The organism is Ruegeria lacuscaerulensis, assembly GCF_013034685.1.
Taxonomy (GTDB): domain Bacteria; phylum Pseudomonadota; class Alphaproteobacteria; order Rhodobacterales; family Rhodobacteraceae; genus Ruegeria; species Ruegeria lacuscaerulensis_B.
In genome coordinates, this window is sequence record NZ_WQGO01000003.1 from 1 (window position 1) to 26,091 (window position 26,091).

Consider the following 26,091-nt stretch of genomic DNA (forward strand, 5'->3'; position numbering starts at 1 on the left):
TATAGACAACGCAGAACACCAAGACGCAAAAACGAACGACTTTTTCAACGACATCAGCCCTTAGTGACCAATGCTGCGCCTCGCTCATTTTGAAGCGATGTGAGGAAAGCCGTCATTGGTCCAGTTCGGGATAGTAATTTGGCAGTATTGCCGCGTGAATACCGCATGTTTCGGGTCGATGAACTTATTCAGCACGGATAGTTTCACACCAAACAACCACAGGAATTCCCAATGCACGGACGCGACGCACTCTTCCCGGATTTTGACCAAATAACAGACGCGGAAAACGCGTTGACCGAGCGCTTGAGCCAGGCACGCCGCGACTATGCCAATCGCAAGGCGACCTCGGCTGAGTTAACGCCTGACTGGTTGGGAGAGTTGAAATCCAAACAGTTTGATCAGGCAGAAGAACTCGAACCCCTGATGGATTGGGTGATTAATGCACTAGATGTCGGCAGCGTTCAGATGACTCATCCGGGATATCTTGGTCTGTTCAATCCCGCGCCAACCTTTGCCTCGGAATGTGCCGACCGGATCGCGTCAGCCTTTAATCCGCAAATCTGTGTGTATTCTCATGCGCCAGCCGCTGTCGAAATTGAACAACATGTCATCAATGAACTGGCCCGGCGCGCCGGGCTTCCCAAGGGGGCCGGGGGGCATTTCACCAGTGGTGGGGCCGAGGCCAATTCGACGGCTGTTTTATGTGCCTTGCAGGGCAAATGCCCGGAGTACAGCGACAAGGGCATCTATGCGTTCGGTGGTCAGCCGACGATTTACGTCTCGAAGGAAAGCCACCTTGCATGGTTGAAGATGGCGCATTCAGCGGGCATTGGACGCAACGCCGTTCGATTGATCGCCACCGACGGTCAAGGGCAGATGGACGCGGGTTGTCTGGCGGCCGCCATTGATGAGGATCTGAAAAGCGGATGCGTCCCGGTCCTGATCGTGGCCACGGCTGGCACTACGAATGCCGGGATGATCGACCCACTCAAGGATTGCAGCACTCTGGCGCAAGAGCATGACATGTGGTTTCACGTCGATGCGGCCTGGGGTGGCGCGATGATTGCCAGTACGGCAGGACGGTCGGTGTTGAATGGCATTGAACAGGCGGATTCAATCACGATTGACGCCCATAAATGGTTCGCCACCACGATGGGGGCTGGCATGTTCCTGACCTCACGCCCCGACATACCCGCCCAAGTTTTCCGGATTTCGGCCAGCTACATGCCGGAAAGCGAGGCGGCCAAGGATTTCTATGTGAATTCCAACCAGTGGTCACGCCGCTTCGTGGGGTTGCGCCTGTTCCTCGCCCTTGGTGCTGCCGGATGGGACGGCTACGGAGACCATGTTGAACGCTCAATTCGCCTGACCAACCGGTTCACGGAAAACCTTAGAAAGGCAGGTTGGACGGAGGCAAACCGGTCTCTCATGGGGGTGAGTTGCATGGTTCCGCCGGAAGGGAACGACGCTGTACAACGTTATGTCGATGCAGTTCATGAAGATGGCCGGTTCTGGATTTCCAAGGCGGTGTTCGAGGGAAAACCGGTTTTGCGGGCCTGCGTTACCAATGGACGCACGGATGAAGCGACCATTGATCAGTTGACGGAATTTCTGACGACGGTTTGAGGCAAGGAAACATGCATCCGCCGCAAGAAGGGCGGGTGCTTTCCAGTTGGTCAACCGGCGCGCAGATGCGTGGTTGTCATGTCGATCAACAGACGCCCTGTTTCTCCGCGAACCTCGGTGCGAATGACAATGAGCTTGCCACCGCGTTTGACCGTTGTGGAGGTTGCAATCAGATCGCCTGCCCTTTCATTGCCCGACAGCACGGTATGAAGATCAACGGCGAGCGGAAAGCCTGACCCGTCTTCACCAATACTGTCCAGATCGCCGATGGCACACAAGGTTGCTGCGATATCGGCAAACCAGATCAAAGCGCCCGCGTGCATCGTTCCAAACGGGTTCTTTGCAGCTTCAGTTACCGGCATTCTGGCAACCACGCGTTCAGGCTCGCGGCTTTCAATGGTGAAGCCGATTTCGCCCTTCCATTCATTCTCAGCCAGGCTTTGTCTGATATTCAATTCCATACCCTCAACTTTCAGTGGCGATTGCAGGCTTGCATCTGAGATACCTGAAATCGACCCAGAACTTGCGCATTTGGTCTTACCGAAGCGGTTATGAGAGCGCTGCAACCGGACATTCGAGCAACTGCGGTGAAGGTCCGGAAGGTCCGCTAAGCCGGAATTGCAAAGTCCTGGATTGAATGTCCGGTTTGGGCTGTAAGCGGCCTATCGCACAATTTCAAAAACCGGCGACACTTACCCTTGTTAAACCTGCTTTGGGCCGAATTCTCCCCACTCATCCGCGCTCATGTTTTTTCGCGTTAGCCCATCCTCTGAGGCGAATTGAGCTGCTTTGAGTAGGAGAAAGGCCACCGTGATGGCGTCTACCTCGCAGCGTTTCTCGAATTCCTCGGCAGTCTCATTGGGACCTTCTTCCGACATTCCCATTCCCCTCTGTATCTGACGCTTTCGGGCAATTGGCTAACTTTGCATAATACTTCATCGCCCTCAGAAAGCCAGTTCTCGGGCGTGCGAGCGCTTCTTTAGGAGAGGCTGTAATTCTGCAAACAAGCTCGTCTTCCAGCGCGAGTAGTTTGCGATGGTGCAGAAGGACGGGAGACCGGCTCCGGTACTCTTCATTGCTCGTTTTGCTGGGTGTCATCTGGCGACACATCCTGTTCATTGTCAGACGTTGCTTCAATCTCCCGTACAGCCAACTCGGCGATTTTTCGAACCAGATACCAAACGCTGCTGCGGCGTGTGTGACTCTTAATCCACCCGGTGACATCCTGAGCCGGGATGTCGAGATGTGGGGCTTCATCTTCGAATACTCGGACCTTGTAGTCAGAAATATCCGCAAGCCCGGACATGTTTCCTGCACGGGCTTCCGCGATTGGGGCGCGGTTTACATAGACAACAACTCTTAGCATTTTCGTTCTTCCTATTTTGGTGTGTCTGCACACTTGGCTCTCATGGGCCCGCCTTAGTTCCACGAGTGGTTTTTGGTTTTTTGATGCAGAAGGCCCCGTACCAGCCGCCTCAGAACTCGCACTGATCTGTGCTGCTCATAGGTGCCTACCAAAGCTTCGATGTCGCTGGGATCCAGCCGAAAGAACTCAGGTCTCAACCCAAACTCAGCAGCAAATTCGCTCAACAAGCTCTGAATGATCGCAGGCAGTTGCTCCGGCGTTGGCGGCGGGATCTCATAAATTGTGCAGCGGCTAAGAAGAGGCGCAGGAACGCCACTCAGATCATTTGCCGTCAGAATCCAGCTCACATGTGAGGCATCCACATCAGCAGCTAAGTACTTCTCTCGATATCGTCTGGCCTCAGAGGGCTCGAGCAACGCAAGAAGTTCGCCGGTGATATCTCCGTTGCGGCTCGCGTGCGTCTTGTCGATTTCGTCGAGGATGATCATTGGGTTAAGGACGCGTGCCGTTGCCACGGCCTCCGTCACGATCCCTGCATGCGCGCTACTCCAACCTACCGAAAGACCAAACAAATGGTTCTCCGATTTGCCGCCGACGTTTGCGCTTTGCACATATAGGCCGAGAACTTTACAGGCTGCCTTTGCAAAAGCCGTTTTGCCAACCCCGGGCTCGCCAACCAATAGGGTGGGTTGGATATGAAGGATGTCAGATCCGATGCTCCATCGGCATTCGATATCATGTGCCATCCCCTCGATGACGAAGTTGCAATGAGGGAACCTCTGGGAAACTGCACGAAGCTCGTTCAGCGCATCAAGTGAGGCCAGTCGGGCGAATTGATTGCTCCAGGTTGTGAGTTGCTTGATATGTTCCGGCATCTCTTTTCTGAGTGTGCGCGGCAGGTACTCAAAGTCCACCTTGTCCAGAAGATATCGGGCAGCAGTGGCTTTCTCACTCTCTGCGCGAGAGGCTTCCATATTCATGTCGGCAGCATGACGTTCGGAGATGAGGCCCATGACCTCTTTCCAGCGCTTCAGACTCGTCATCTGTTCCACCATGTCCTGGGCGAAGACGGTGAGAGCAGGATCGATTTCCCTCAAACGGTTAATTTCAGTCTGCCGCCAGTTGTCAGGCTCATCGCTAAATCTTGCGGTTTCTTCTGATCGTTTATTGATCACCTTGAGGAGGTCTCCAGAACTGGCTCTTTCCAAAATCCTTTGCTTCACGATTTCCCAGGACGCACGGGAGTTGAGTGCATTCAAAACAAGGCGGAGGATTTCTGCCTCGTCATGGCTGAATCCAGCCAGCGCAAAGATTTCATCTTCTTCCCAGGTTGTTGCACTCATCGGATTACCAACCTTTCGCCACACAGGCGGGGCATCGGTGACCAGATGCGTCCCAGGCAATTTGGCCGATATAGCCACAGCTACGACATTGAAGCGCATCGTTCTTGGCACGTGTATTCAAACGCACCGTGGGAAAGGTCTCCATCCGCTCAGTGGCCGCCTCATGCGCGTGCCAACAGCACAGGTTGACATGCCAGGCAGCGATGACCTGAGCTGTGGAGGCGTTACCGCACCGCTCACAGGACATCTCAGCTTCCTGCATAGCTTGCTGCAACCGCAGTTGAATGAACGTGTCTTCCTGCGCACGATCTAGGTAGATCCGAAGCGAGCCGAATTTCTGCTTGATATGGTCGACCGAAGGATAGCTCTCCTCACGCCGGTCGCAGTGCTTCTTGATCGCTTCAAAGCACTCGGTGACAATCCGAACCCAGCCCAGATTGTCTTTCCCGAGGTGCTTCTCAACGGAGCCGCGGATGTCATCGTAGTCGAAGGTGTTAGTCATCTGCCGGATCCCCAGTATCTGGTTCACCTAGGTCCTCCTCAACATCAGGCTCCTTCAATCGCGCGAAGAGGCGCCGGATGCCCTCTTCCTTTTCTGCTGCCACGGTCGATTTGAGAGCGAAGAAGTCTTCGTCCGATAGGTCGAACAGAAACTCCGCAATTCGTTTGTGGATGGCACTGTCTGTGTTGAAGTCCTGAAAAGGAAAAACCATACGCAGCATGTCTCGTGGACAAAAACAGCGCCGGTTTTCGGCTCCCAAGTCTGAGTATACGCGCCCTGTGTTCCCGTCGAACAGTAGCAACGCCCTCAACTCGCCAGTCGTAATTCGTGCTTTGATTTCCGACACAAGATCGTCACTTGTGAAAGCCTTGAGCGGGCGTTTGTTTTCTTCTTTTGTATTGGGTTCTTTTGACATGGAATGCCTCCAAAGGGTGGTAGGAGGCGCCGGAATCGAACCGGCTCGTGCACTCTGATCTGGAGCTATTACAGGGGTATAAGCCCCGCCCGCATGCCAATGCTGCCTCCCACGTGTTTCGCGTGGGGTATCGACTCAGGTCGATATTCGTTGGCAGTGGATGCGTGTGTTGGACATGGGGCGAAGCTGAACCAGCGCGAGGCATCGTGTCAACATGAAGAATGCGAAACGTCGTGATTTACCGCGTAGTTCCGGGATCTTTCTATCATAGGTTGTGTAAGTTGCCGCCTCCCGACTGTATCAGGCACACTCATTTCCCCAATCAAGGCGAGAATCGGGGGATGATTCTGATTTCACAAAAAGCGCCCGGAAGTCCGGTTTCTTAGTCGGCGCGAACAGGTTTGCAGTTTCCGTGTCTTTTCCGAAGGCGCATATTATCAGCTCTTATGTCACTCCACACAAGGCGATCAGTGTCGTGGTCTAAGTGGAAACTGCCTGGATCTCACCAGCCTTTTTTCACGCAACTGGGGCACCTCCGCCTGTCATCGGAACGGTCGATATGTCCAACGTAGCCACAGACTGTACAGACGAGGTGCCCGGGCGCGTCCGTTCGGCGGAAATAGCGGCGTTTGTGCTCATTGAACCGCCTGGCCGCTTCCGCATGCGCGCACCAACAGCATAACGTTATGATCCAGCTTCCTAAATTCTGCGGGCGTGCCGCGTTCCCGCATCGCTCGCAACTTTGGTTTGCCCTAAAAATAGTAGCTGCGACCCAGCCGCGGATACGTTCATCCTCGGATGCCTTGCTGAAGTAGATCCGGAGTTCGCCAAACTTTTCCTTTATCTGGAGGACCTTTGGATACTCGATTCCAATCTCGTCACAGCGTGCTTTGACCTGCTCAAAAAGTTCAGTCACGATCCCTGACCAACCGTTTGCTGTAACTCCCAACTCATGCTCAACGCTTGCCTGGATATTGTCGTAGTCGATCAAATTGATGGTGGCTTCGGTTTCGGACATGCCGCGCCCTCCTGGAATTCCGCCGGTAGGAGGGTTAGCTCCGATTGGGTTCCGGCAGCACTTCGGTAGACAAAATGATCTTTGCTTGGGGCATCAACTGCAAGTTGTAGTATCTATTACTACAGGAAAGCCGCGCTTCTTTGTGCTGGATTTGCAAATGCTTCTCGTCACCCATGACCACAGGAACTATCTGCCCGGCGGTGAGTTTTTCCTAAAGCGCGTGCTTCTCCTGCCTTTGCTGTTCCAACCGTTCTATCTCGGCTTTCAACAGCGCGATCCGCTGCGATGTCTGATGTTCCGCAATCAGATCGAGAAACATCTTGGTCTTGCCGCCATGTTTCATGCCGTAGCGCTCGTAGACCATTGAATTAAACTCATCCAGTTTGGCTTTTGGGATCCGAAACTGGATGTGCTCAAACCGTTCAGTCTCTGTTTTTGTCATCGAATCCACCTTTTTGTGTGAGGATAGCAGACCAAAGCTAGTGGTGTTGCCAAAGCTTCAGCTAGGACGTCGGCACTCGGAAGGCTCTAGGGCGTGTTTTCCATCTCGAGCTTCGCTAACTCACACCACGCGAAATGAACCCGCCCTTCAACTAGCAGTATTGAAGTGCGGCTCCGGTTTTTCAGCGACGATTCCGGATGGATTTCACCCATGTTGCGAAGTATCCCACCAATGAGGTTGCATGAACTGTGGGACGGCCACGGTCTCGCCACTCAGTCTCTGTAAAGATCCTTCTGTCAACTCAAGCGCCATCCAAGCCTCTGGTGTCGACATCAGGTCCGGGTATCGCGTCTGCTTGTCCGTTGGGACAAACCCATATCGAGGGTAAAACGTAGGGACGCCCAACACGAACACCGCATCCGTGCCGACGGAACTGAGATGTTCAAAACTGGCCTCTAAGATCTCTTTCCCAGCGCCGTGGTCCTGATACGCTGGAAGCACCCCGCAAGGTGCCGGCAGGTAACTGTTCGCGTCAGCGTGATCTGACATTCTAGAGAGCATTATGCTGTGAAAATCAGTGCCGCTGTAGAGCGCTGAAAACGACCATATGATCCAATTGGCAAAGGTTTCTGTGGTGTGACTCCGTTTAAATATGGACACACTTTTAAGGCGTATTTCTCCTCAACCAGGGGCTCTTCCGACCTCCTGCGTTTAAGTCACTAAAAGCCCCCCCCCACTTCGGTTTGGTTATCATCTGGAGAAATTTAATCAACATAAAGAAACGCAGCTGCCGACAACAGATTCTGCCATTTTCTGTTGTTGCGATCTTGGTTGAATCCTCCCGCAGTAGCGCTTTGACATTGACTAGCTTCCATTGCCACCACCGACTTTGGTCGTGAGTATTGCCCGGAGAGCCTCGCTCCGACCAATCCCAATTTACCGAAGCATCGCTGCCTGCGGAGTTTTGGAAGTATGACAGATCCGTCATCTCAATATTCTCACTCACCCAATAGTGCCGCTCCGGGATTGGATCGACTTCAAACTGGATGAAATCGTACGAGATGTTTGGGAAAATCTCAATAAGATGCTGTTTTAAAACATTTATCCTTGATGGCTTCTGGAAATAGGCAAAACTGCTTTGAATTAGGCTTTGCCTAATTCACGCAGCGAAAAACCAAGAATAAACCTGCTTCCATAAAAGAATAGAGTTGTTCTCTCAGCAAATTTTGAAGGCACCTTACTCCAAAATTTGTTCGCTTTAAGTTCTCCTCTTGGAGCGCTTAGAATGTAATAAACCCGCTGCCTTGCGAAACTGATTCGGGTGGAACAGCAAGAGCCGTCAGGCAGCTACTTTCACTAAAGAACCCAAGCTGGTTTTTGCTACTCAGAGCGTTTTCAATTCCTCAATGGCCAGATTGACTGGCTGGGGCCGTAAAAGATCTCCCGGTTAGGGCAGGGTCGCAATTTGTTCTCATCTTACACCAATAAGTAGAAAGAAATTTCTGGAAGGCGTTAGTTTTGTCTTGATTCGGAAGGCAAGATGTGAGAATTGAAGGGTCCAATGACGAAGAAGTGCTACGATATCACTTTCGCTCGTATAAGAGCCTGCTGAATCTCCGTAAGGGAAGTTCAGGTCGTCTGTCATTGCATTCACTACGATTGCTGCGACCTTCAAAGGTTTAGAGTTTGGTATGAGGCAAGAGTCGTGGTCGTCATCCTTCCAAGAAATGTTCGATTGCTCCGATTTTTTGGCGTGAGCCATAGCTTTGCGATCAAGGGCATTTTTCACATCTTCAGTTTCGCACGAATAGCCGGATAAACCAGCGGCATTCCCGCTGGTTTCGTCGTCTATCCGAAATTGACCAAGCATCATCTCAGGGTTGCTGAGGGTGCGGTCGAAAGCGTGCGAGAAAGAAACATGTACCATGTAAAGGGTGGCATTAAGTTGCCAGCTGCCTCTAGGGCAGACAGAAGAATTGCGAACGCCTCCAAGGGGCATTGTACGGCATTTGCCGTCCTTGGTGAAAACGAAGGATATCGGGTTCAAGCTGAATCCCACCTCGAACTCTGCAATCTTTTACTTTTGAATGCGAGTGGCGAGGTCGAGCGCCTCAAGGAACAGGCACTGTTCGAATGGGAAGAGGGTGGACGTACTAAACGTCACTATTTCGATGTCCTTGCACTTCTGAAATCAGGCGCACGTGTCGCCTATACCGTCAAACCAGAAAAACGAGCATCGTCCGAACGCTTTCTTTCCGAAATGAGGGTCATTGCATTTTATGCAGTCCACTCGGGCTTCTGTTGTGAGGTTCGCCTGGTGACTGAAAGAAGCTTTTGCCAGGTCGATCTTCGGAACGCAGCTATTCTTGCGGCTGTTAGACCATCCGAGTTTAGTGCTGAAGCCGCAGATAAAGCTAAGAAAGTTTCCGAAAATTTGGTCGGTTCCGTCACACTGCGTGATTTGAGTGCGAAGGTCGGCATGGCGGCATGTGGCTATCGCGCATTGTTGTGTTTGGTTCGGCGGGACGTTCTTCGGCAATCACGTCATGAAGTTCTTTCACCCAAGGCCTTCGTGCATGCGGTGGGAGGTGAAAAATGACCCAAGCAAACTCATCTCACTACGGCCGATTTCAGATTAACCAGCATGACCGTGTTGTCATTGGAGGCAAGGCGATGCGCTTAGTCTATCAATCGGGGGATAGCTATATTCTCCGGTCAACAGACGATGTCGGACTTGCTGAAACATTTTCGTCCGGTGAACTGGCACGCTTGAATGGAAGCGGAAAGATTTTCCATGAACCGGACTATTTTTTGCCAGAGCATGCGCGCCAACGGCTCGTGGCTCCTGTGTCCCGTATCTCGGACCTTACGCCAAAGCAGAGGGCTCGTCTCCGCTTCAAACAGGCGTATGTTTCAGCCTACCTGGATATGCATGCTGAAGGTCTGGTTGCTGCGAATGATCCTTCAATCGAGCTGAACATGACTGAAATCTGTTCGCGAGGATCTGAGTACCTGCGCGAAGTGGCGCCAAGCCCGGACGAGATTCAAAGAGAGAACGAGATCCGTGCGGGCAAGCGTCGTCGGCGTCCCGGTGGAAAGGCCACCGAGGTGCTTGATAAGGTCCATGCCAGAACTCTTCGAAAATGGGTGGCCGCATATCGCGAATTTGGACTCGCTGGTCTTGCGGACAACATGTCGAATCGCGGAAACCGTAACAGTTATTTCACCCCAGAGGAGCGGGCGCTACTCGTCGCAACCGTTAGGGAAAGCTATCTTTCTCCCAACCGCCCTTCCAAAGCCAACACCTACGTAGACGTCAAAGCAAAGTTCTTTTTTGAGAACCAGCAGCGCGTCGAGCAGGGCTTGTCGGAGTTCCGGATTCCTTCCCGGGAAACTGTTCGCAACACAATCAATGACCTCGACAAATTTGAAGTGGTCTTGAACCGGGAAGGCCGACAGGCAGCAGAGAAGATGTTCAAGCCGGTTGGCCGTGGTCTGGAAATTGCGCGCCCATATGAAAAAATTCAAATCGACGAGTGGAAAATCGATCTTATCACGCTCATGGCCGACAGTGGCCTCCTCGGTCTTTTTTCTACGGATGAACTCCTGGAGCTTGGTCTAAACAACGAAAAGGCGCGATGGTGGATTACCGCAGCAATCGATTGTCGAACGCGCTGCTTCGTTGGGATGAAGCTGGCACGCAACCCAAAGGCCTCTGGTGCTATTGATTGCCTTCGAATGAGCATGTGCGACAAAGGTGAATGGGCAGACCGTGTAGGTGCCGTGTCAGGGTGGCACATGGCCGCGACACCAGAAATGGTAGTTACCGACAATGGTTCAGCCTTCAAATCCGGCGTATTTACCGATGTCTGCGCGGAACTCTGGATTGTTCTGGAACGAACAATCGCGGGCATCCCGGGTATGCGCGGAACAGTCGAACGTCTGTTTCGGACGGCCGGGCTGACGCTGCTGCATCGATTGAATGGTCGAACTTTCTCATCAGTTCTTGAGCGGGGAGATCATCCCTCTGAAGATCGCGCTTGCCTTACATCTGAAGACCTGTGTTACGCGCTAGTGCGTTGGATCGTCGATATCTATCACAATACGCCCCATTCCGGACTTGGGGGGCGCACCCCTCTGGAGCAATGGAGAACCAACCACGAGGCAGGGAATTATCCTTTGCGAGCAGCACCGCATGAGAAGCACCAGAGGCTTGCTTTTGGAACTCGCCTCTCTCGCAAAGTCAGTAAGAATGGTGTCACCGTACTTGGTGTTCGCTACCATTTTGAGGGACTTGCCGCTTGGTTCCTTCGGTATGGTAACACTGAAGTCGAAGTGCGGTGGCTACCAGACGATATTGGTTCCATCGAAGTGCGACTTGGTGACATCTGGGAGACGGTACAAGCAAGCCATTCTGGGTTTTCTGGCGTACACGCGCAAGTTTGGATGGAGGCGCGACGCAGCCTCCGCACGAAAGACCAAAAGGCGCTCAAATGGCGAGATCGTGTTGTCTTCGAAGCAATCGATGCGATCAATATGATGAACCAACAGCGCTCGCTGGAATTCGGTCTGATTTCGCAAAACTGGTCCCCTGAACGGGTCAAGAAACTCGAAGACTCCCTCTTTGTCGGGTTCAACGTCTCATCTTCATCAACTTCACTAAATGAGGCTTCTTCTGGCTACGGAGAAATCATTTCTCCCGCTGAACCAGATGATCTTCAGCATCCTAAGACTACTGTGCCGCCGCGTACGGAAGAACCGGAACCGAACCCAGCCTGGACAATCAAGAAAGGCGAAGAATGATGTCGGATTTCAGCCAAAATGAGAAATACACGACCCTGATGGAGCTGAGGAAGCACCACGTAGAAACAGACCGCGATAAGCAGATTCTACGACACCTCAATCGCCTTTTGATGCGCGATGAACATGGAAACTATTTGCCGCGGGCGAGGCGCTTCACTGGAGACCTTGAAACTCGTGGCATCACGATCATCGAAGCTGCGGGCAGCGGGAAAACTACTGCTGTCAATCGTGTGTTATCACGACACCCCGCGCTTCAAGTCAAACAAGGCGAAGACTGGCCGCGCTATCTGAGAATTCAAGTGCCCAGCCCTGCAACACTTAAAAGCCTGGGTCGTGCCGTTTTGTCCGCGACCGGGTTGGATCGGGTCGCAGCAAGTACCACCGCGTGGGAGATTTGGCGCATTGCACGTCATCGGCTGGCTCTTCTCGACATCGTGGTCCTTTGGTTCGATGAGGCGCAGGATATGTTTCTTTCTGGTTCAGCCCGAGAGATCGACGACATGCTCAAAATGTTAAAAACTCTGATGCAAAATGATTCCGCTGTCATCCCGATCCTTAGCGGGACGGAGCGTCTCGCAGAAATCACAAGCTACGACCCGCAGGTGAATCGCAGGTTCACGAAAGTCGTACCGGCTCCACTGGCGCCGGGCTTGGATGACGCCAATTTGCTGCATCTGATTGAGGCATTCACCGATGAGATCGGTCTTCGATTTGAAAGAGACAAACTTCTCGCAGGGCGATTGATTCACGCGAGTCGATGCCGATTTGGAAGAGCGGTTGAAACTATCCTGAACGCAATTGAGTGCGCTGTTGAAGAATGTGCACCCAACTTGACCACAATGCACTTTGCCGAAGCATGGGGTATGCAGGAGGGCTGCGATTGGGAGCGAAATGTCTTTGTGTCTCCCAATTGGGCTTCCATTGAACTTGATGCTGGGGCTGCGGCATTCGAGGCCGCGCGCACAGCTCGACAGAATCTTCAGGCCGGGCGGAAGTAACTCAATGGCGATGCGTCCCAATCTGCCGTTGGCGGCAGGCGAAAGTGTTGTGTCGTGGGTCAACCGTTTTGGATTGCTTCATTGCGGTCTCGGCGCAACGGAGTTTTTGAAACTCATCGGTGTGTGTCAGAGGGAGTTGATCTCTGGAAAGCGGAGTGCGCTGGAACGCCTAACCGAGGTTACAGGGGTCTCGTTTGAGTTGCTTGCCTTGGGTGCGTACGAAAACGTTTCCCACCGCCTTTATCGCTTCAAAGATGAACAGTTCCATCGTGAGTTTCTGGATATGAATTGCATTCAGTTTTGTCCAACTTGCCTGTTGTTGGGCATTGAAGATGAAACGGACGGTGTTCGCGCCGGGACCTTTCGGATCAACTGGTCGTTTGCTCCAATCCGAACCTGCGCCATCCACAGGTTGCCATTGGTAAGGAAACGTGTGGCTAAAACTTGGGGAGTCGTTGGAAAATATGCTGAATTCGCCGGCAATCGGATCGCATTGGAGGAATGCTTGCAGGTTTCTCAACCAAGAGACCCGTCCGCCCTGCAACTCTATGCTGAGGCACGATTTGAAAGGTGTAGTAGCTATCATTGGATGGACTCGCAGCAGATTGATTTGGCTTGTCATGCCACCGAGATGCTGGGCGCCTGTATCGAGTTTGGCGCACAAGTTACACTGTCAAAGCTCTCAGAAGATGATTGGGATGTTGCCGGTCAAACGGGTTTTGAGTTCACATCCCGTGGAGAAAAGGGCATCGTTGAGGGGTTCGAAATCATCTGTAGTCGTCCGGTAACAAATGCCTCTATGGTCGGACCCAAGGGAATCTTTGGGAAGCTCTACGAGTGGGCTCAGTTCAGAAAGAACGATAAACCTGTAGGACCCATCCAGGATGTCTTTCGTGAGTACATTCTCGACAGGTTTTACGTACCTGCGGGATCGAAATTGTTTGGGAAGACTGTGGACCGACCGAGACGGCACACGGTCGCGTCGTTGTCGGCTCAATACGGCCTTCATCTTAAGACGACCACTCACGCGCTTCGCAAATCAGATCTTCTACCGTTGTTTGACCGAATTGACGATGAACGGCGAACCGTGCCTGCGGATCAGGCCGAAGCTCTCTTTGAAAAACTGAGTAGAGCTATTCCAGTAGCCAAGATCCCAAGAACTATCGGATGCAGCAGAGCGCAGGCCGAACTTTTGCTAAAGAGCGGTATCTTAAAGTCAGTCATTCAGGATGACGGTGACACTAGCGGGAGACACAAGGGCGTAGATTCAAACGACCTGAGCAGTCTGGTCGAAAGAATGCGGCAAACCGGTTGTTCGGTTGCTCAGCCAAGCGAGGGAATGTCGAACATCTGTGATACAGCAATCACCCTGCATTCGCCCTCCATGGAGATTCTGACTTTATTGCTCGACGGTCACCTGAACAAAGTCGAACTTCTACCGATTGACCTCAAGTTCCAGTCAGTGTTGGTGAATCTCGAAGAAGTCGCGAACAAGCTCGGCGTAAAAGCAGGTCAACCTGGCTTTACAATCTCGGAGGCTTCACGAGAGCTAAGCGTCCTCCCGAACACTGTGAGATTTCTCTTGCAGGCAAAGGAAACTGATGGCCATCCCGTTTTGGAAGCTAGCGGACAGGTTCTTCACATGGGGGTCATGCGCGAACTGGTGGATTACGAAAGCCTGCGCAAGTTTGAAAGCCGATTTCGAAAACTCTCAGCCATTGACGGCTATTGGAACCGCGAGCCTGAACGTCTACGCAAAAAATTGGTCGCCAAAGGTCTCAGGCCAGTGTGGGATCCAAAGGTTGCCGGTGCTGAGTTCTACAGGGTCTCCGACCTCTGACGACAAAAGCTACAGATCTTTGACCTAGACCGCTCTATTGAGCGGTCTTTTTTGTTGCAAGTGATCTTTCACGTGGGCGGGAATGACCTTGTCGTATGGGCCATTCGGTAGCCGGATACTATGCATCCATTGTTTTTTCACTATTTTTGAGCGGTGATCTGTCTACGAGTGGGTTCTAATAGGTTGGTGCTTCATGTGGCGCTGGTGGGATCGTTTCCCGCCAGAGGCCAGAAGCTGAATCTCTTTAGCAACATTTTTATGAACGTTATGTTAACGTCTCTTTTCTGCCAGAATTTGCCCTGATAAGAACGCCAGCGTAAGCAGTGATACGTTGAAAGGTGCGGGCGGGTATAATGAGAGCCGGGCAAAACGGTCGTATAGCCATTTTATGGAAACAGACGGAACTGGATGGGCTTGAGGCGGCGCCTCTGTCCTTTTTGAATGTTGGGGCTGCGTGGTCCTGGCGCGGGCATGCCGCCTTTGTGGACGGTTCTTTGCCGCACGGCCGAGAGGTACCGCTGAATGTTCTGCATCATTTCATCTCGGAAGACGAATTGGGCAACGGTGCGCAGGGTGTTGTTATCCTGACCAACGGGGCACAGCAATTCTCGGCCCTGTTATATGTTTCGGCGACGCAGGCTGAACCTCTTTTGGTATTCGAAGAAGGATGTCCTGCACGCGAACAGGACTTTTGGGTCGATGAGTTTGTCGAAATCCGTCAGGCTGGCGGCGAATCGGCCAGCCACGCGAATACGGTGGTCTCGTTCCCGACTCGTCCACGCATGGACCCCAATCTTCACGCAGTGCCGCGCCTGCCTGCGGCGAATGCGGGACCGTTGGTGGATTGATCCGTTTCAACGGACCGGATTTTTTCAGGACCTGTTGACTCTGACGGAACTGCAGATATAAGCGCGGCTTCATTGGTGTTGGTGGCCCCCGCAAGGGGATGCCTGTCATGGGGGAAACCCCAAGAGGACAACGCCCTTCATAGTAGGCGCCTACTCTTGTAGCAGAGCAGCGCCTTCGAACATAAAGAAGGAGATCAGCCGTGACGAAACGCACGTCTGCCAAGTACAAAATCGACCGCCGGATGGGCGAAAACATCTGGGGTCGTCCGAAATCCCCGATCAACCGTCGTGAATACGGCCCCGGCCAGCACGGTCAACGCCGCAAGGGCAAACTGTCGGACTTTGGTCTGCAGCTGCGCGCCAAGCAGAAGCTGAAAGGCTACTATGGCGACCTGACCGAGAAGCAGTTCCGCCGCATCTACGCTGAAGCCGAGCGTGTTAAAGGCGACACCGGTGAAAACCTGATCGGTCTGCTGGAGCGTCGTCTGGACGCTGTTGTTTACCGCGCCAAGTTCGTGCCAACCGTGTTTGCCGCACGTCAGTTCGTGAACCACGGCCACGTCAAAGTGAACGGCAAGCGGGTGAACATCCCCAGCTACCGCGTCAAAGAAGGCGACGTGATCGAAGTACGCGACAAGTCCAAGCAACTGGCCGTTGTTCTGGAAGCAGTTGCGCTGGCCGAGCGTGATGTGCCTGACTATATCGACGCCGACCACTCGAAAATGACCGCAACCTTCGTGCGCGCACCGGGCCTGAGCGATGTGCCTTACCCGGTCATGATGGAGCCGAACCTGGTCGTTGAATTCTACGCGAAGAACTAATCTTCGCCGATCTGGAAAGTTTCGAAAACCGCGCCATCCGGCGCGGTTTTTTCGTTTACACAGTTCTGTTGCCATTGCGCTGAAATTTCAACATTTTGGACCGTGACCAAGCGCATATGAGATAACACAGTAAATTTGAGACCGCTATGACAGCACGTATTCAGAAAATCCTGACCGCAGCAGGGCTGGCCGTTCTACTTGTCGGTTGCTCCGACGCCACCAGACCGCTGACATCAAGTGGGCTGCGGTCCGAGGACCCGCTTTTGACCGGCATCCTGCAAAGTTTTCAACATGGATGTATCGAGACCGCCCCAACATTCGAAGAATCGCGGGTTCGTGCCGGGTTCAATGCCAATGAGCCGAAACTTGAGCGGGGGATGGAATTCCTTGGGGGCAGTACCAGAGATCGGTCCTGTGAGGTTATCGTGCGTGGATATGGCACGACCCGGCCGGTGCCGACGGTTGGCGATATCAACCGGTTGGCGCGTGCCTTCGCGTCGAACACGCGGTTGGCCTATACCCCCGCGATCCCGGGTGAATCGACGCGGGCTTGGGTTTCGTCCGGAAATCGCAATTTCTTCGTGACCGGTTTTGTGACCGGAGACGGGGATTTGCAGCTGATTGTTGGTGAGTGATCCAGTCAGATCGGCAGCGGTCGCCCCTCGGCGATCGCTTCCATAGCGAAATAGGACGTGACGCTGTCCAGTTCGACCTTTTCGATCAGGCGTTGGTAGACCTTGTCATAGGATGCCATATCCTGCGTCACGACCTTGAGCTGATAGTCATAATCGCCCCCGATCCGGTGAAAATCCACAACCTCGGGGATGGTCAGCACATGGCGGCGAAACGCCTGCAACCATTCGGCCGAGTGATGCCGGGTTCGTAGCATCACAAAAACCACAAGGCTGAGGCCCAGTTTCTCGCGCGCGATCTTGGCGGTCGACCCGGTGACGACGCCGCTTTCGTTCAGCGCCTTCAGCCTGCGCCAGCACGCGTTCTGAGACAGGCCGACCCGATCCGCCAGTTCTCGCTGTGACAGGGTCGCGTCTTTTTGCAGTTCGCGCAGTATGCCTTGGTCAATTTGATCTATTTTTGCGGCCATATCTGAATATACGACACAAAAAATAGAAAAACTACCCAAAGAAAGGTAAAGTTTATCCAAAGAATACCAATCATATTGTCAGGGTAATACGGAGCCTTAGCCATGACCCTGAACCAATTTCGCGCGTCCATCCAATCCGCCGATTGCATAACCCCCCTTCGTGATGGGCTGATCGGAGAAGGTGTCATGATTCCGGGTCTGCGCGGGGACGTGCCGCTTGTATATGCGGATTACGTTGCCTCGGGCCGCGCGTTGCGGCAGGTCGAGGATTTTGTGACTGCGCATGTGTTGCCGTTTTATGCCAACAGCCACACCGAGGCTTCGTATTGCGGCGCGTATATGACGCGCTTGCGCGGAGAGGCCCGCGCAGAGATTGCCCGCATCGTTGGCGCCCAGGAAGAGGATGCGGTGATCTTCACCGGCTCTGGCGCCACTGCGGGTCTCAACCGGTTGGTCAGCCTGATGGGTGTTAACGAGGCGGACCGGCCGGTTGTTTTGTTGGGGCCGTATGAGCATCACTCGAACATTTTGCCGTGGCGCGAAAGCAAGGCGCGGGTGATCGAAATCCCCGAAGCATCGGACGGGGGTGTCGATCTGCAAGTGCTCGAACGTATATTGGTCGATCATTCTGCGTCCGATCTTATCATCGGGTCGTTTTCAGCGGCCTCGAACGTGACCGGCATCATCACCGACCCCGATCCGGTGACACGCTTGCTGAAAGCGCATGGTGCGCTGGCAGTTTGGGATTATGCCGGGGGTGGGCCTTACCTGCCGATGGATATAGGGGAAGGCGATACACGTAAGGACGCGATAGTTGTCTCTCCGCATAAATTTCCAGGCGGTCCGGGGGCTTCGGGTGTATTGGTTGTTAACACGGAGGCCGTGCGTCGGACCTGTCCCAGTTGGCCCGGTGGCGGGACGGTCAGCTTTGTTTCGCCATGGCGGCATGACTACAGCGCTAACCTTTCCGCGCGCGAAGAAGCCGGAACACCCAACGTTATCGGCGATATCCGCGCGGCGCTGGCTTTTATCGTCAAGGATGTAGTTGGCGTAAAAGACATTGCCAAACGCGAGGTACAGTATAACCAAATGGCGTTGAAAGGGTGGCGTGACAACCCGAACCTCACGCTGCTGGGCGTGGATAATCCACACCGCCTGCCGATCTTCTCCTTCCTCGTTCGCGACAACGCGGGGCACCCGGTGCATCAGCAACTGTTCACTCGTATGCTCAGCGATATCTACGGTATTCAGGCGCGGGGCGGCTGTGCCTGTGCTGGGCCTTATGCGCATCGCCTGTTGGACATAGACCGGGACACGTCCGAGGCGTTGCACGCGGCGCTGTCTGCCGGAGAAGAGATGAAAAAGCCCGGCTGGGTGCGGTTGAACTTCTCATATTTGATGAGCGAACAGACGGTGCAGTTCGTGATCGACAGCGTCAATGACTTGTCGCGCCGCACCGCTGAATTCGCACCATTCTACACGGCCGACCCGGCGACCGCCCGCTTCAAAGCGGCGTGACGGAATTGCCGCTTTTCTCAACGCCTTGAGACAGGTATGAGAGGCTCCAATCAACGGAGCCTCTTATGACCAAGATCACCCCGCAACCCGGCATTATGGACATCGCGCTGTATCAGGGCGGCCAGTCGCATGTGGCCGGGGTTTCGCATGTGATCAAGCTCAGTTCGAACGAAAATCCCTTTGGCCCCAGCCCCAAGGCGATCGAGGCTGTGCGCGACAGTGCCGCCAACCTGCATCGCTATCCCAGCACCGACCACGCGCCCCTGCGCGACGCAATCGGTCTACGGCACGGACTGGACCCAGCGCGGATCATCTGTGGTGTCGGCAGCGATGAGGTGCTGCAATTCGTGGCGCAGGCCTATGCCGGGCCGGGGGACGAGGTCATCTATACCGAGCACGGCTTTTCCATGTACCCGATCATCGCGCGGATGGCTGGCGCGACACCTGTGATGGTGCCTGAAAAGGATCGTCACGTGGATGTGGACAACATCCTTGCCGCTGTGACGGATCAGACGCGGATCGTGTTCGTGACCAATCCGGGCAATCCGACCTCGACCATGATCCCCGAGGCTGATCTTGTCCGTCTGGCCGAGGCTTTGCCGCAGACCTGCCTGATGGTGATTGACGGGGCTTATGCCGAATTCGTCGCCGATTTCGATGGGGGCGCATCCATCGTGGACCGGTTCGAGAATGTGATCATGACCCGCACGTTCTCCAAGATCTACGGTCTGGGCGGGATGCGGGTTGGCTGGGGCTATGCCGCACAGTCGATCATCGACGTGCTGAACCGCGTGCGCCAGCCCTTCAACCTGTCGCTGAGCGCATTGGCAGCAGCGGAAGCCGCAATCAAGGACGAAGCGTATCTGACCTTCTGCCATACGGAAAACGCGCGCCTTCGGGTCTGGCTGTCCGATGAGCTGGCCAAGATCGGTGTGCCGTCGGACCCATCCAGCACCAACTTCATCCTCGCGCGCTTCTCGGATAAGGCCGAGGCCGAAGCTTGCGATGACTACCTGAAAACCCAAGGCCTGATCGTGCGGCGCGTGGCGGGGTACAACCTGCCGAACGCTCTGCGCATTACCGTTGGCGATGAAGACGCTTGCCGCCGCGTCGTTGCGGCCATCACCGCATTCAAAGAGGGCGCAGCATGAGCCAGATCTACGACCGTGTTGCACTGATCGGGCTGGGGCTGATCGCCTCGTCCATGTTCTGGGCCATCAAACGCGCCGGGCTAGCGGGGGAAGTGACGGGATACGCGCGGTCCAAGGCGACGCGCGACACCGCGCGCAAGATCGGTCTTTGCGACCGGGTGTGCGACACCGCGCAAGAGGCGGTCGAGAGCGCCGATCTTATCGTTCTCTGTGTCCCGGTCGGCGCGATGGGTGCGGTGGCTGCAGATATCGCACCAATGCTGAAACCGGGCGCAACAGTGTCTGACGTGGGCTCGGTCAAACGACATGTGATCGAGGCGGTGTCGCCACATATCCCCGAGGGCGTGCATTTCATCCCCGCGCACCCGCTGGCCGGGACGGAACACTCGGGCCCAGAATCCGGGTTTGCCGAATTGTTCGACAATCGTTGGAGCCTGTTGGTGCCGGTCGAAGGCACCGACCCAGCCGCCGTCGCGCGCTTGCGTACGCTTTGGGAGGGGATGGGATCGAACGTTGATGAGATGGACGCCGACCACCACGATCTGGTGCTAGCCGTTACGTCCCACGCACCGCATCTGATCGCTTACACGATGGTCGGTGTGGCCGATGACCTGCGCCGGGTGACGGATAGCGAGGTTATCAAATATTCGGCTGCCGGTTTCCGGGATTTCACGCGGATCGCGGCCTCGGACCCGACCATGTGGCGCGACGTGTTTCTGACCAACAAGGACGCGACGTTGGAAATTCTTGGCCGATTCACCGAGGAATTGTTCGCCTTACAGCGGGCCATCCGAACCGGCGATGGTGAACAGCTATTCGACTATTTCACCCGCACCCGTGCGATCCGGCGTGGGATCATCGACGCAGGTCAGGATACGGATGCGCCGGATTTCGGCCGGGGGAAATCCTAGCCATGAGGGCGATCCGGCGGACCATTGCTTTTGCGCTTGTTGGGGCCTTGGCTTCAACAGCACAGGCAGCGCCGGAACAGTCATTGATTCCCGTGGCGCGTCCATCGGTCGAACAGGTTGTTGGCCCTACAAAGCTTCGCCCCGTGTTGCGTCCTGTTTCGGCACAGGTTCTGGCCGTCGCTGCGCGCCCGACAGCGCTGCCGTTGCTGGGGCCGGACACATCCCTGATGCCCTATCTGCGCCCGAAAGCGCTGGAACAGGAGGCGCTGTTCAAGAAACGCAAGCTGCGCAAGGGTTCGGTTTGCGGGGATATCGACATTCAAGGCAAACCGGTGGGGCAGGTGCCGGGCAAGATCAAGGCCTGCGGGATCAAGGACGCGGTGCAGATTACTTCGGTCGCCGGTGTCAAACTCAGCCGCCCGTCTACGATGGATTGCGGAACTGCCATTGCGCTGAACAAATGGGTCGACAAAACGGTCAAGCCAACCTTCAAACGCCGTGGTCCGGTGGTCGAACTGCAAGTCGCCGCGCACTATGCCTGCAGAACACGAAACAATCAGAAAGGCGCGCGGATATCCGAGCATGGCAAGGGGCGCGCGATTGATATCTCGGGTTTTCGAATGGCGGACGGAGAGCTGGTGACGGTTCTGAACGGCTGGCGCAAGAATCCGTCAAAGAAACAACTGACCAAAATCTGGCGCGGCGCGTGCGGGCCGTTTGGTACGGTGTTGGGGCCAAACTCGGACCGCTACCACCGGGACCATTTCCATCTGGATACGGCACGCCACAGAAAAGGGCCGTATTGTCGTTAACGTAGAATAAGCCGCGGGGCCGGGCCAAGGGGCAGGGGGCCGACCGCAACGAAGCCGTCTCGGAAATTCAACTGCAAGTCCAACGCATTGGGGTTGCCTCCAAGTCCGGCCATGAAGTTCAGCGCGCGCGTCACCGGGTCGACGGCCTGATCAGGCAATGCGCCTGCCGCGTTGGCCATGGCGATCATATCGCGCCAGTTCTCGGCTTTGATGGCGATCTCTCCGGTGGGGATGCCTTGCGCGTCCACGTCCAGCTCTCCGGCCGCAAAAAGACGAAGGGCCCCCCATTTCATCTCGGCCAGCCGCAGATCAATTCTGGTGGGTTGCGGGCGACCCTGTTCCAGCGCGGACCGGTCCCATGGCTTGTCGAACACGGTCGTCATGTCCAGTTCGAGCGTCTCAAAGGATTGCGGCAGAGTGGTGGCCGAGCGCATGAGCTCGCGCAAGTCGTCACCGGGGGTGAAACCGTCAATCCGGGCGCTGATGGCATAGGTCTCAGGGCTTGCCGTCTGCGCCATGATCAGCTGCAGCGTTTCGCCCGCCGCTTGCGCTTCTCCGTCGTCAGCGATTGACCACCGCCCGGAAGTTAGCGCCATCTTCTCAAGCACCAGCGCAATACCGGGTTGCAGTTGCAACTCTGCCACCAAATCCGCCGCCGTGATGGTCGAGGTTTGGTCGAAATACGATAACCGCTGCGGCGTGTCGGCAAATCGCAGCATTTGCTGGCCGGGCCAGATGGCGGGGCTTTGGAATTCGATCCAATCCGCGCTCCAGGCGGTGCCGTTGACCGGATCGGCCAGCGCGGGATTGTCCAGACGGGTGACATGGTTGAACGGATACCCTGCGGTGGCGACCTGCGAATACTCAGCCTGCCAACCCCGGTCCTGTTGTCCGTCGAACCACGCAGTGATGGCATTGCGCAAGCCAAAACCGGCGACAAACCAATATGCGCTCCAGATCACAGTTATGACAATGACTAGCCGTATCAGCCCGCGCATGGCAGTTCGCCCTTTTTCCCGCACCTGAATTGATGTTTATAGGCGCAAACGGGCAAGGACCAGTGCTATGACGATGTGGGTATTCGGATATGGATCGCTGTTGTGGAATCCGGGGTTTCCCGTGGCCCGCAGCACGCGTGCAACATTGCACGGTTATGCCCGATCCTTCTGCATGAGCTCGATCCACCATCGCGGGACCGAGGATCATCCCGGCCTTGTGCTGGCTTTGGACGAACAGGACAGCGCCCAATGCAAGGGTCTGGCTCTGTCGGTCGAGCCCGGTCACGAAGACCGCACCCTGCACGAGTTGCGCGAGCGTGAGCTCATTTCGTCAGCCTATGTTGAGAAGATGCTGGACGTGCATCTGGAAAGCGGCGAAACGGTCGAGGCTGTCACCTATGTGATCGAAAAAGACCACGTGCAATATTGCGGTGGAATGCCGCTTGAGGAACAGGCTCAGATCATCGCCCACGCCGTGGGCGGGCGCGGGCCGAACACCGAATACCTCTATAACACCGCCGAACATCTGGCCGAGATTGGCCTGCGCGACCCTGATCTTGAGTGGTTGGCGCAACGGGTGCGTAGCATTGCCGCATAAACCCTTGGCGTCACCGGCGGATTTTCGCTAGATTCACTGTCAGAGCAGGTAAGAACCGGGAACCACGCGCATGGCGCAGGCACATCAGGGCGCGAGACCGCATTTCTCGCAACCCATTCGTCAGATCGTAACGATGCTGATCGCTATAGGTCTGGCGGGGGCGGGCGTGTTTATGGCGCTGCCCTATGTCTTGCCGGTCTTCTATGCCAACCCGTATCTCAATGGGTTTATCCTGCTGGTCTTTGCGATCGGTGTTCTGGCCTGTTTTCTTCAGGTGACACAGTTAATCGGCTCGGTCCGCTGGATCGAAGCTTTTGTCGGTGGCGTCGTCCGCGAAGATGCGCGCACCCCGCAATTGCTGGCGCCGCTGGCCTCGTTGCTGCGCGAACGTGGCGCGCGTTCTCAGATCAGTTCCAGTTCAACCAGGTCCATTCTGGACTCGGTGGCCGAGAGGATCGAGGAAGAGCGTGAGATCACGCGATATATCACCAACGTCTTGATTTACTTGGGGCTTTTGGGCACATTCTTCGGGCTCGCCACCACGGTCCCGGCCATTGTCGACACGATCCGTAGCCTCAACCCGCAAGAGGGGGAAGAAGGTCTGGCCGTGTTCAACCGCTTGATGGTCGGGCTTGAGGCACAGTTGCAGGGGATGGGCGTGGCCTTCGGGTCCTCGTTGCTGGGTCTGGCCGGGTCGTTGATCGTCGGCTTGCTTGAGCTGTTTGCGGGCCATGGTCAGAACCGGTTCTACCGCGAGATGGAGGAATGGCTATCCTCGATCACGCGGGTCGGCTTTGCGCTGGGTGATGAAGGCAGCAGTGCCGAACTGGCCGTACTGTCCCCGGTGTTGGATACGATGTCAGAACAGATGGACGCCTTGCAGGACCTGTTCTCGGCACAGGAGGGCGATCGGGCCGAGCTATCCGCCAAGCTGGGTCAGTTGGTGGACGTGATCACCGATATGAACCTGCGCCAATCCGACAACGAAGGTGTCACCGCCGCGCTGGAACGTGTGGCGCTGGGGCAGGATGCCTTGCTGGATCACATGCGCGAACAGGGCACCGGCGACGGGATCGACGCTGAAAGCCGGATGCGCCTGCGGTCGATGGATGTGCAGTTGCTGCGGATCCTCGAAGAAATTTCGGCCGGTCGTCAGGAAAGCATGAGCGAGATGCGCAAGGATATCGAGCTGCTGGTCAAGGCCCTGACATTGCCGCGCGGTGCTGTGCGCACGACACCGGGCGGAGAATAAAAGATGGCCCTGTCCCGTCGCACAGGTCAACGGTTTCAGGGCTCGGTCTGGCCCGGTTTCGTGGATGCGATTACCGGACTTTTGATGGTTTTGACCTTCGTTCTGACGATCTTCATGGTGGTTCAGTTCGTCCTGCGGGAAACGATTTCGGGGCAGGAAGACGAGCTGACGGCGCTGTCTGACGAAGTTGCCGCGCTGGCTGGTGCGCTGGGGCTGGAGGAACGCGAAAACAGCCGACTTGAAGCGCGGCTTGGGGCGCTGAACGCGACCTTGTCTGAAACCGAAGACGAGTTGGCTCAGGCCGAAGATAGCCTTTCGCAAGCGCAATCGCGGATAACAGGGTTTGAGGCGCAGGTTGCGGCATTGCTGGCCGATCAGGATCGCGCGCAAGATGTCATAGCCTCGCTTGAAGCGGAACGGCAGGGGTTACAGGACCAACAGGAACAGTTGCTATCGGATCAGGATGCGTTGAATCTTGCGCTGGCCCAAAGTCGCGCCGAGATTGATGCACAGGCCGAGGCCGCCCGGTTGGCTGCGGCCCGCCGCGAAGCTCTGGAGGCTCTGGTTGCCGATCTGGAACAGAGCGAAACTGCCCAGGCGGCGCTGATCACGGAACTTGAAGATCAACTTAGCGCTGAAGAGGCCGCGCGACTGGCTGAGGCGGCGGCGGCTGAAAACCTGCGCGACCGATTGCAGAACGCCGATGCCGAACTGACTGCGATGACACTGGCGTTGGAAGCGCAGCGCAAAGAGGCCGAGGAAACGCTGACCCTTTTGGCTGCCGCCCAAGCCGCTCGTGCCGAGCTTGAGCGTCAATTTGGAGAGCTGAATACCGAAGAGCTTGAGGCGCAGTTGCAGGCTGCCCTTGCCGCGCAAACTCAGGCGCAGACGGATGCACAGGAACAACGCATATTGGCCGAGGAGCGCGCTGCCCTGCTGGCCGTGGCCCGCGAAGCGATTTCGACTGAAAAAGAAGTATCTGAGCAGGCGCAGCGTCAAACCGCCTTGTTGAACCAGCAACTCGCTGCGCTGCGTCAACAACTAGGCGGGTTGCAGGCGCTGTTGGACGATTATGAGGAACGCAACGCCGCCGCCGATATCCGCATCCAAACGCTGGGGCAGGATCTGAATGCCGCCTTGGCCCGCGCGGCCTCGGAAGAACGTCGCCGCCGCCTGCTGGAAGAGGCCGAACGCGCCCGTCTGGAAGCTGAAGCCGAGGCTCTGTCTGGGCAGAATGAGGAACTGGCCGCGCAGGCAGAGGATTTGCAGCGCTATCGTTCTGAATTCTTCGGCAGATTGCGCGATGTTCTAGGGGATCAAGACGGGGTGCGGATCGAAGGGGATCGGTTCGTCTTTTCGTCCGAGGTTCTGTTTGACACCGGCTCGGCCGTGCTGTCGCCCGAAGGCCAACTCGAGGTCGCCAAAGTGGCCAACATCCTACGCACCGTGGCCGCTGAAATCCCCGAAGGGCTGAACTGGGTCATTCGTGTCGACGGCCACACGGACAATGTCCCCCTCGCCGGGTCGGGGCGCTATCGCGACAACTGGGAGCTGAGCCAGGGCCGCGCCCTGTCGGTGGTTCTGTATATGGTCGAGGCGCTGGGTATTCCGCCCAGCCGGCTTGCGGCAAACGGCTTTGGAGAGTTCCAGCCCGTCAATCCGGCCGACACACCCGAAGCACGGGCCCAGAACCGGCGCATCGAGCTGAAGCTGACGGAACGATAACC

At 55.6% G+C, this 26,091-nt stretch carries 26 protein-coding genes and 1 tRNA gene; 15 read left to right on the forward strand and 12 right to left on the reverse strand.

Features of this window, described 5'->3' with window-relative positions; translation table 11 throughout:
• Positions 1 to 231: 231 nt before the first annotated feature.
• Positions 232 to 1,626 carry a pyridoxal phosphate-dependent decarboxylase family protein gene (locus GOV80_RS07620; RefSeq protein WP_170783726.1) on the forward strand — a complete coding sequence of 465 codons (1,395 nt, stop codon included), beginning with the start codon at positions 232 to 234 and terminating at the stop codon, positions 1,624 to 1,626.
• A gap of 50 nt (positions 1,627 to 1,676) precedes the next feature.
• On the opposite strand, the gene GOV80_RS07625 is transcribed toward GOV80_RS07620, so the two are convergent.
• The 10 genes from GOV80_RS07625 to GOV80_RS07670 all read right to left on the reverse strand — a co-directional run bounded on the left by GOV80_RS07625 (position 1,677) and on the right by GOV80_RS07670 (position 8,639).
• Positions 1,677 to 2,087 (reverse strand): PaaI family thioesterase, encoded by a 411-nt coding sequence (locus tag GOV80_RS07625; RefSeq protein ID WP_170783728.1) that lies wholly within the window; start codon positions 2,085 to 2,087, stop codon positions 1,677 to 1,679.
• 240 nt (positions 2,088 to 2,327) lie between these two features.
• Positions 2,328 to 2,504, reverse strand: coding sequence for a hypothetical protein (locus GOV80_RS07630; protein ID WP_170783730.1), 177 nt, complete (start codon positions 2,502 to 2,504; stop codon positions 2,328 to 2,330).
• 194 nt (positions 2,505 to 2,698) lie between these two features.
• Positions 2,699 to 2,992, reverse strand: a complete 294-nt coding sequence (locus tag GOV80_RS07635) for a hypothetical protein (protein WP_170783732.1) — start codon at positions 2,990 to 2,992, stop codon at positions 2,699 to 2,701.
• A 53-nt stretch (positions 2,993 to 3,045) separates the two neighbouring features.
• Positions 3,046 to 4,335 (reverse strand): AAA family ATPase, encoded by a 1,290-nt coding sequence (locus tag GOV80_RS07640; protein WP_170783734.1) that lies wholly within the window; start codon positions 4,333 to 4,335, stop codon positions 3,046 to 3,048.
• A gap of 4 nt (positions 4,336 to 4,339) precedes the next feature.
• Entirely contained in the window at positions 4,340 to 4,864 is a 525-nt protein-coding gene (locus GOV80_RS07645; protein ID WP_170783736.1) for a hypothetical protein, read from the reverse strand.
• A complete protein-coding gene (locus GOV80_RS07650; RefSeq protein WP_170783738.1) occupies positions 4,830 to 5,252 on the reverse strand; it encodes a hypothetical protein in 423 nt (140 codons plus the stop codon). The genes GOV80_RS07645 and GOV80_RS07650 overlap by 35 nt, the downstream gene beginning before the upstream one ends.
• 17 nt (positions 5,253 to 5,269) lie before the next feature.
• Positions 5,270 to 5,363: transfer RNA gene (locus tag GOV80_RS07655), tRNA-Ile, on the reverse strand.
• 391 nt (positions 5,364 to 5,754) lie between these two features.
• Positions 5,755 to 6,270, reverse strand: coding sequence for a hypothetical protein (locus tag GOV80_RS07660; RefSeq protein WP_170783740.1), 516 nt, complete (start codon positions 6,268 to 6,270; stop codon positions 5,755 to 5,757).
• Positions 6,271 to 6,481: 211 nt separating this feature from the next.
• The gene (locus GOV80_RS07665) at positions 6,482 to 6,712 is read right to left on the reverse strand and encodes a DUF1192 family protein (protein WP_170783742.1); all 231 of its coding nucleotides are present in this window, start codon (positions 6,710 to 6,712) and stop codon (positions 6,482 to 6,484) included.
• Positions 6,713 to 8,183: 1,471 nt separating this feature from the next.
• Positions 8,184 to 8,639 (reverse strand): hypothetical protein, encoded by a 456-nt coding sequence (locus GOV80_RS07670; protein ID WP_170783744.1) that lies wholly within the window; start codon positions 8,637 to 8,639, stop codon positions 8,184 to 8,186.
• Between GOV80_RS07670 and GOV80_RS07675 the strand changes: the two genes are divergently transcribed.
• From GOV80_RS07675 to GOV80_RS07705, 7 genes are all read left to right on the forward strand, one after another.
• The gene (locus GOV80_RS07675) at positions 8,631 to 9,311 is read left to right on the forward strand and encodes a hypothetical protein (protein ID WP_170783746.1); all 681 of its coding nucleotides are present in this window, start codon (positions 8,631 to 8,633) and stop codon (positions 9,309 to 9,311) included. The two genes, GOV80_RS07670 and GOV80_RS07675, sit on opposite strands and share 9 nt — an antisense overlap.
• Positions 9,308 to 11,515: a Mu transposase C-terminal domain-containing protein gene (locus GOV80_RS07680; RefSeq protein ID WP_170783748.1), complete on the forward strand. Its 2,208-nt coding sequence runs from the start codon at positions 9,308 to 9,310 to the stop codon at positions 11,513 to 11,515. Before GOV80_RS07675 ends, GOV80_RS07680 begins: the two co-directional genes overlap by 4 nt.
• Positions 11,512 to 12,513 (forward strand): TniB family NTP-binding protein, encoded by a 1,002-nt coding sequence (locus tag GOV80_RS07685; RefSeq protein WP_170783750.1) that lies wholly within the window; start codon positions 11,512 to 11,514, stop codon positions 12,511 to 12,513. The genes GOV80_RS07680 and GOV80_RS07685 overlap by 4 nt, the downstream gene beginning before the upstream one ends.
• 4 nt (positions 12,514 to 12,517) lie before the next feature.
• Positions 12,518 to 14,353, forward strand: a complete 1,836-nt coding sequence (locus GOV80_RS07690) for a TniQ family protein (RefSeq protein WP_170783752.1) — start codon at positions 12,518 to 12,520, stop codon at positions 14,351 to 14,353.
• Between the two features lie 353 nt (positions 14,354 to 14,706).
• Entirely contained in the window at positions 14,707 to 15,201 is a 495-nt protein-coding gene (locus GOV80_RS07695) for a hypothetical protein (protein ID WP_170768981.1), read from the forward strand.
• 200 nt (positions 15,202 to 15,401) lie between these two features.
• Entirely contained in the window at positions 15,402 to 16,022 is a 621-nt protein-coding gene (gene rpsD / locus GOV80_RS07700) for a 30S ribosomal protein S4 (RefSeq protein WP_170325974.1), read from the forward strand.
• A gap of 146 nt (positions 16,023 to 16,168) precedes the next feature.
• Positions 16,169 to 16,657: a hypothetical protein gene (locus GOV80_RS07705; protein ID WP_170783754.1), complete on the forward strand. Its 489-nt coding sequence runs from the start codon at positions 16,169 to 16,171 to the stop codon at positions 16,655 to 16,657.
• Between the two features lie 5 nt (positions 16,658 to 16,662).
• Here the strand turns inward: GOV80_RS07705 and GOV80_RS07710 are convergent, their stop codons facing one another.
• On the reverse strand, positions 16,663 to 17,124 hold the full coding sequence (locus GOV80_RS07710) for an Lrp/AsnC family transcriptional regulator (protein WP_170783756.1): 462 nt from the start codon (positions 17,122 to 17,124) through the stop codon (positions 16,663 to 16,665).
• Positions 17,125 to 17,226: 102 nt separating this feature from the next.
• Between GOV80_RS07710 and GOV80_RS07715 the strand changes: the two genes are divergently transcribed.
• The 4 genes from GOV80_RS07715 (at position 17,227) to GOV80_RS07730 (ending at position 21,516) form a co-directional block, all read left to right on the forward strand.
• A complete protein-coding gene (locus GOV80_RS07715; protein WP_170783758.1) occupies positions 17,227 to 18,642 on the forward strand; it encodes an aminotransferase class V-fold PLP-dependent enzyme in 1,416 nt (471 codons plus the stop codon).
• A gap of 65 nt (positions 18,643 to 18,707) precedes the next feature.
• Complete coding sequence (gene hisC, locus GOV80_RS07720; protein WP_170783760.1) at positions 18,708 to 19,793, forward strand: histidinol-phosphate transaminase; 1,086 nt, start codon at positions 18,708 to 18,710, stop codon at positions 19,791 to 19,793.
• Positions 19,790 to 20,704: a prephenate/arogenate dehydrogenase family protein gene (locus tag GOV80_RS07725; RefSeq protein WP_170783763.1), complete on the forward strand. Its 915-nt coding sequence runs from the start codon at positions 19,790 to 19,792 to the stop codon at positions 20,702 to 20,704. Before hisC ends, GOV80_RS07725 begins: the two co-directional genes overlap by 4 nt.
• A gap of 2 nt (positions 20,705 to 20,706) precedes the next feature.
• Positions 20,707 to 21,516 carry an extensin-like domain-containing protein gene (locus GOV80_RS07730; protein WP_170783765.1) on the forward strand — a complete coding sequence of 270 codons (810 nt, stop codon included), beginning with the start codon at positions 20,707 to 20,709 and terminating at the stop codon, positions 21,514 to 21,516.
• On the opposite strand, the gene GOV80_RS07735 is transcribed toward GOV80_RS07730, so the two are convergent.
• Complete coding sequence (locus GOV80_RS07735; protein WP_170783767.1) at positions 21,513 to 22,514, reverse strand: DUF2125 domain-containing protein; 1,002 nt, start codon at positions 22,512 to 22,514, stop codon at positions 21,513 to 21,515. The genes GOV80_RS07730 and GOV80_RS07735 overlap by 4 nt on opposite strands.
• A 67-nt stretch (positions 22,515 to 22,581) precedes the next feature.
• Between GOV80_RS07735 and GOV80_RS07740 the strand changes: the two genes are divergently transcribed.
• The 3 genes from GOV80_RS07740 (at position 22,582) to GOV80_RS07750 (ending at position 26,089) form a co-directional block, all read left to right on the forward strand.
• A complete protein-coding gene (locus tag GOV80_RS07740) occupies positions 22,582 to 23,112 on the forward strand; it encodes a gamma-glutamylcyclotransferase (protein WP_170783769.1) in 531 nt (176 codons plus the stop codon).
• Between the two features lie 70 nt (positions 23,113 to 23,182).
• A complete protein-coding gene (locus tag GOV80_RS07745; protein ID WP_170768990.1) occupies positions 23,183 to 24,364 on the forward strand; it encodes a biopolymer transporter ExbB in 1,182 nt (393 codons plus the stop codon).
• A gap of 3 nt (positions 24,365 to 24,367) precedes the next feature.
• The gene (locus tag GOV80_RS07750) at positions 24,368 to 26,089 is read left to right on the forward strand and encodes a peptidoglycan -binding protein (RefSeq protein ID WP_170783771.1); all 1,722 of its coding nucleotides are present in this window, start codon (positions 24,368 to 24,370) and stop codon (positions 26,087 to 26,089) included.
• The last annotated feature ends 2 nt before the right edge of the window (positions 26,090 to 26,091 follow it).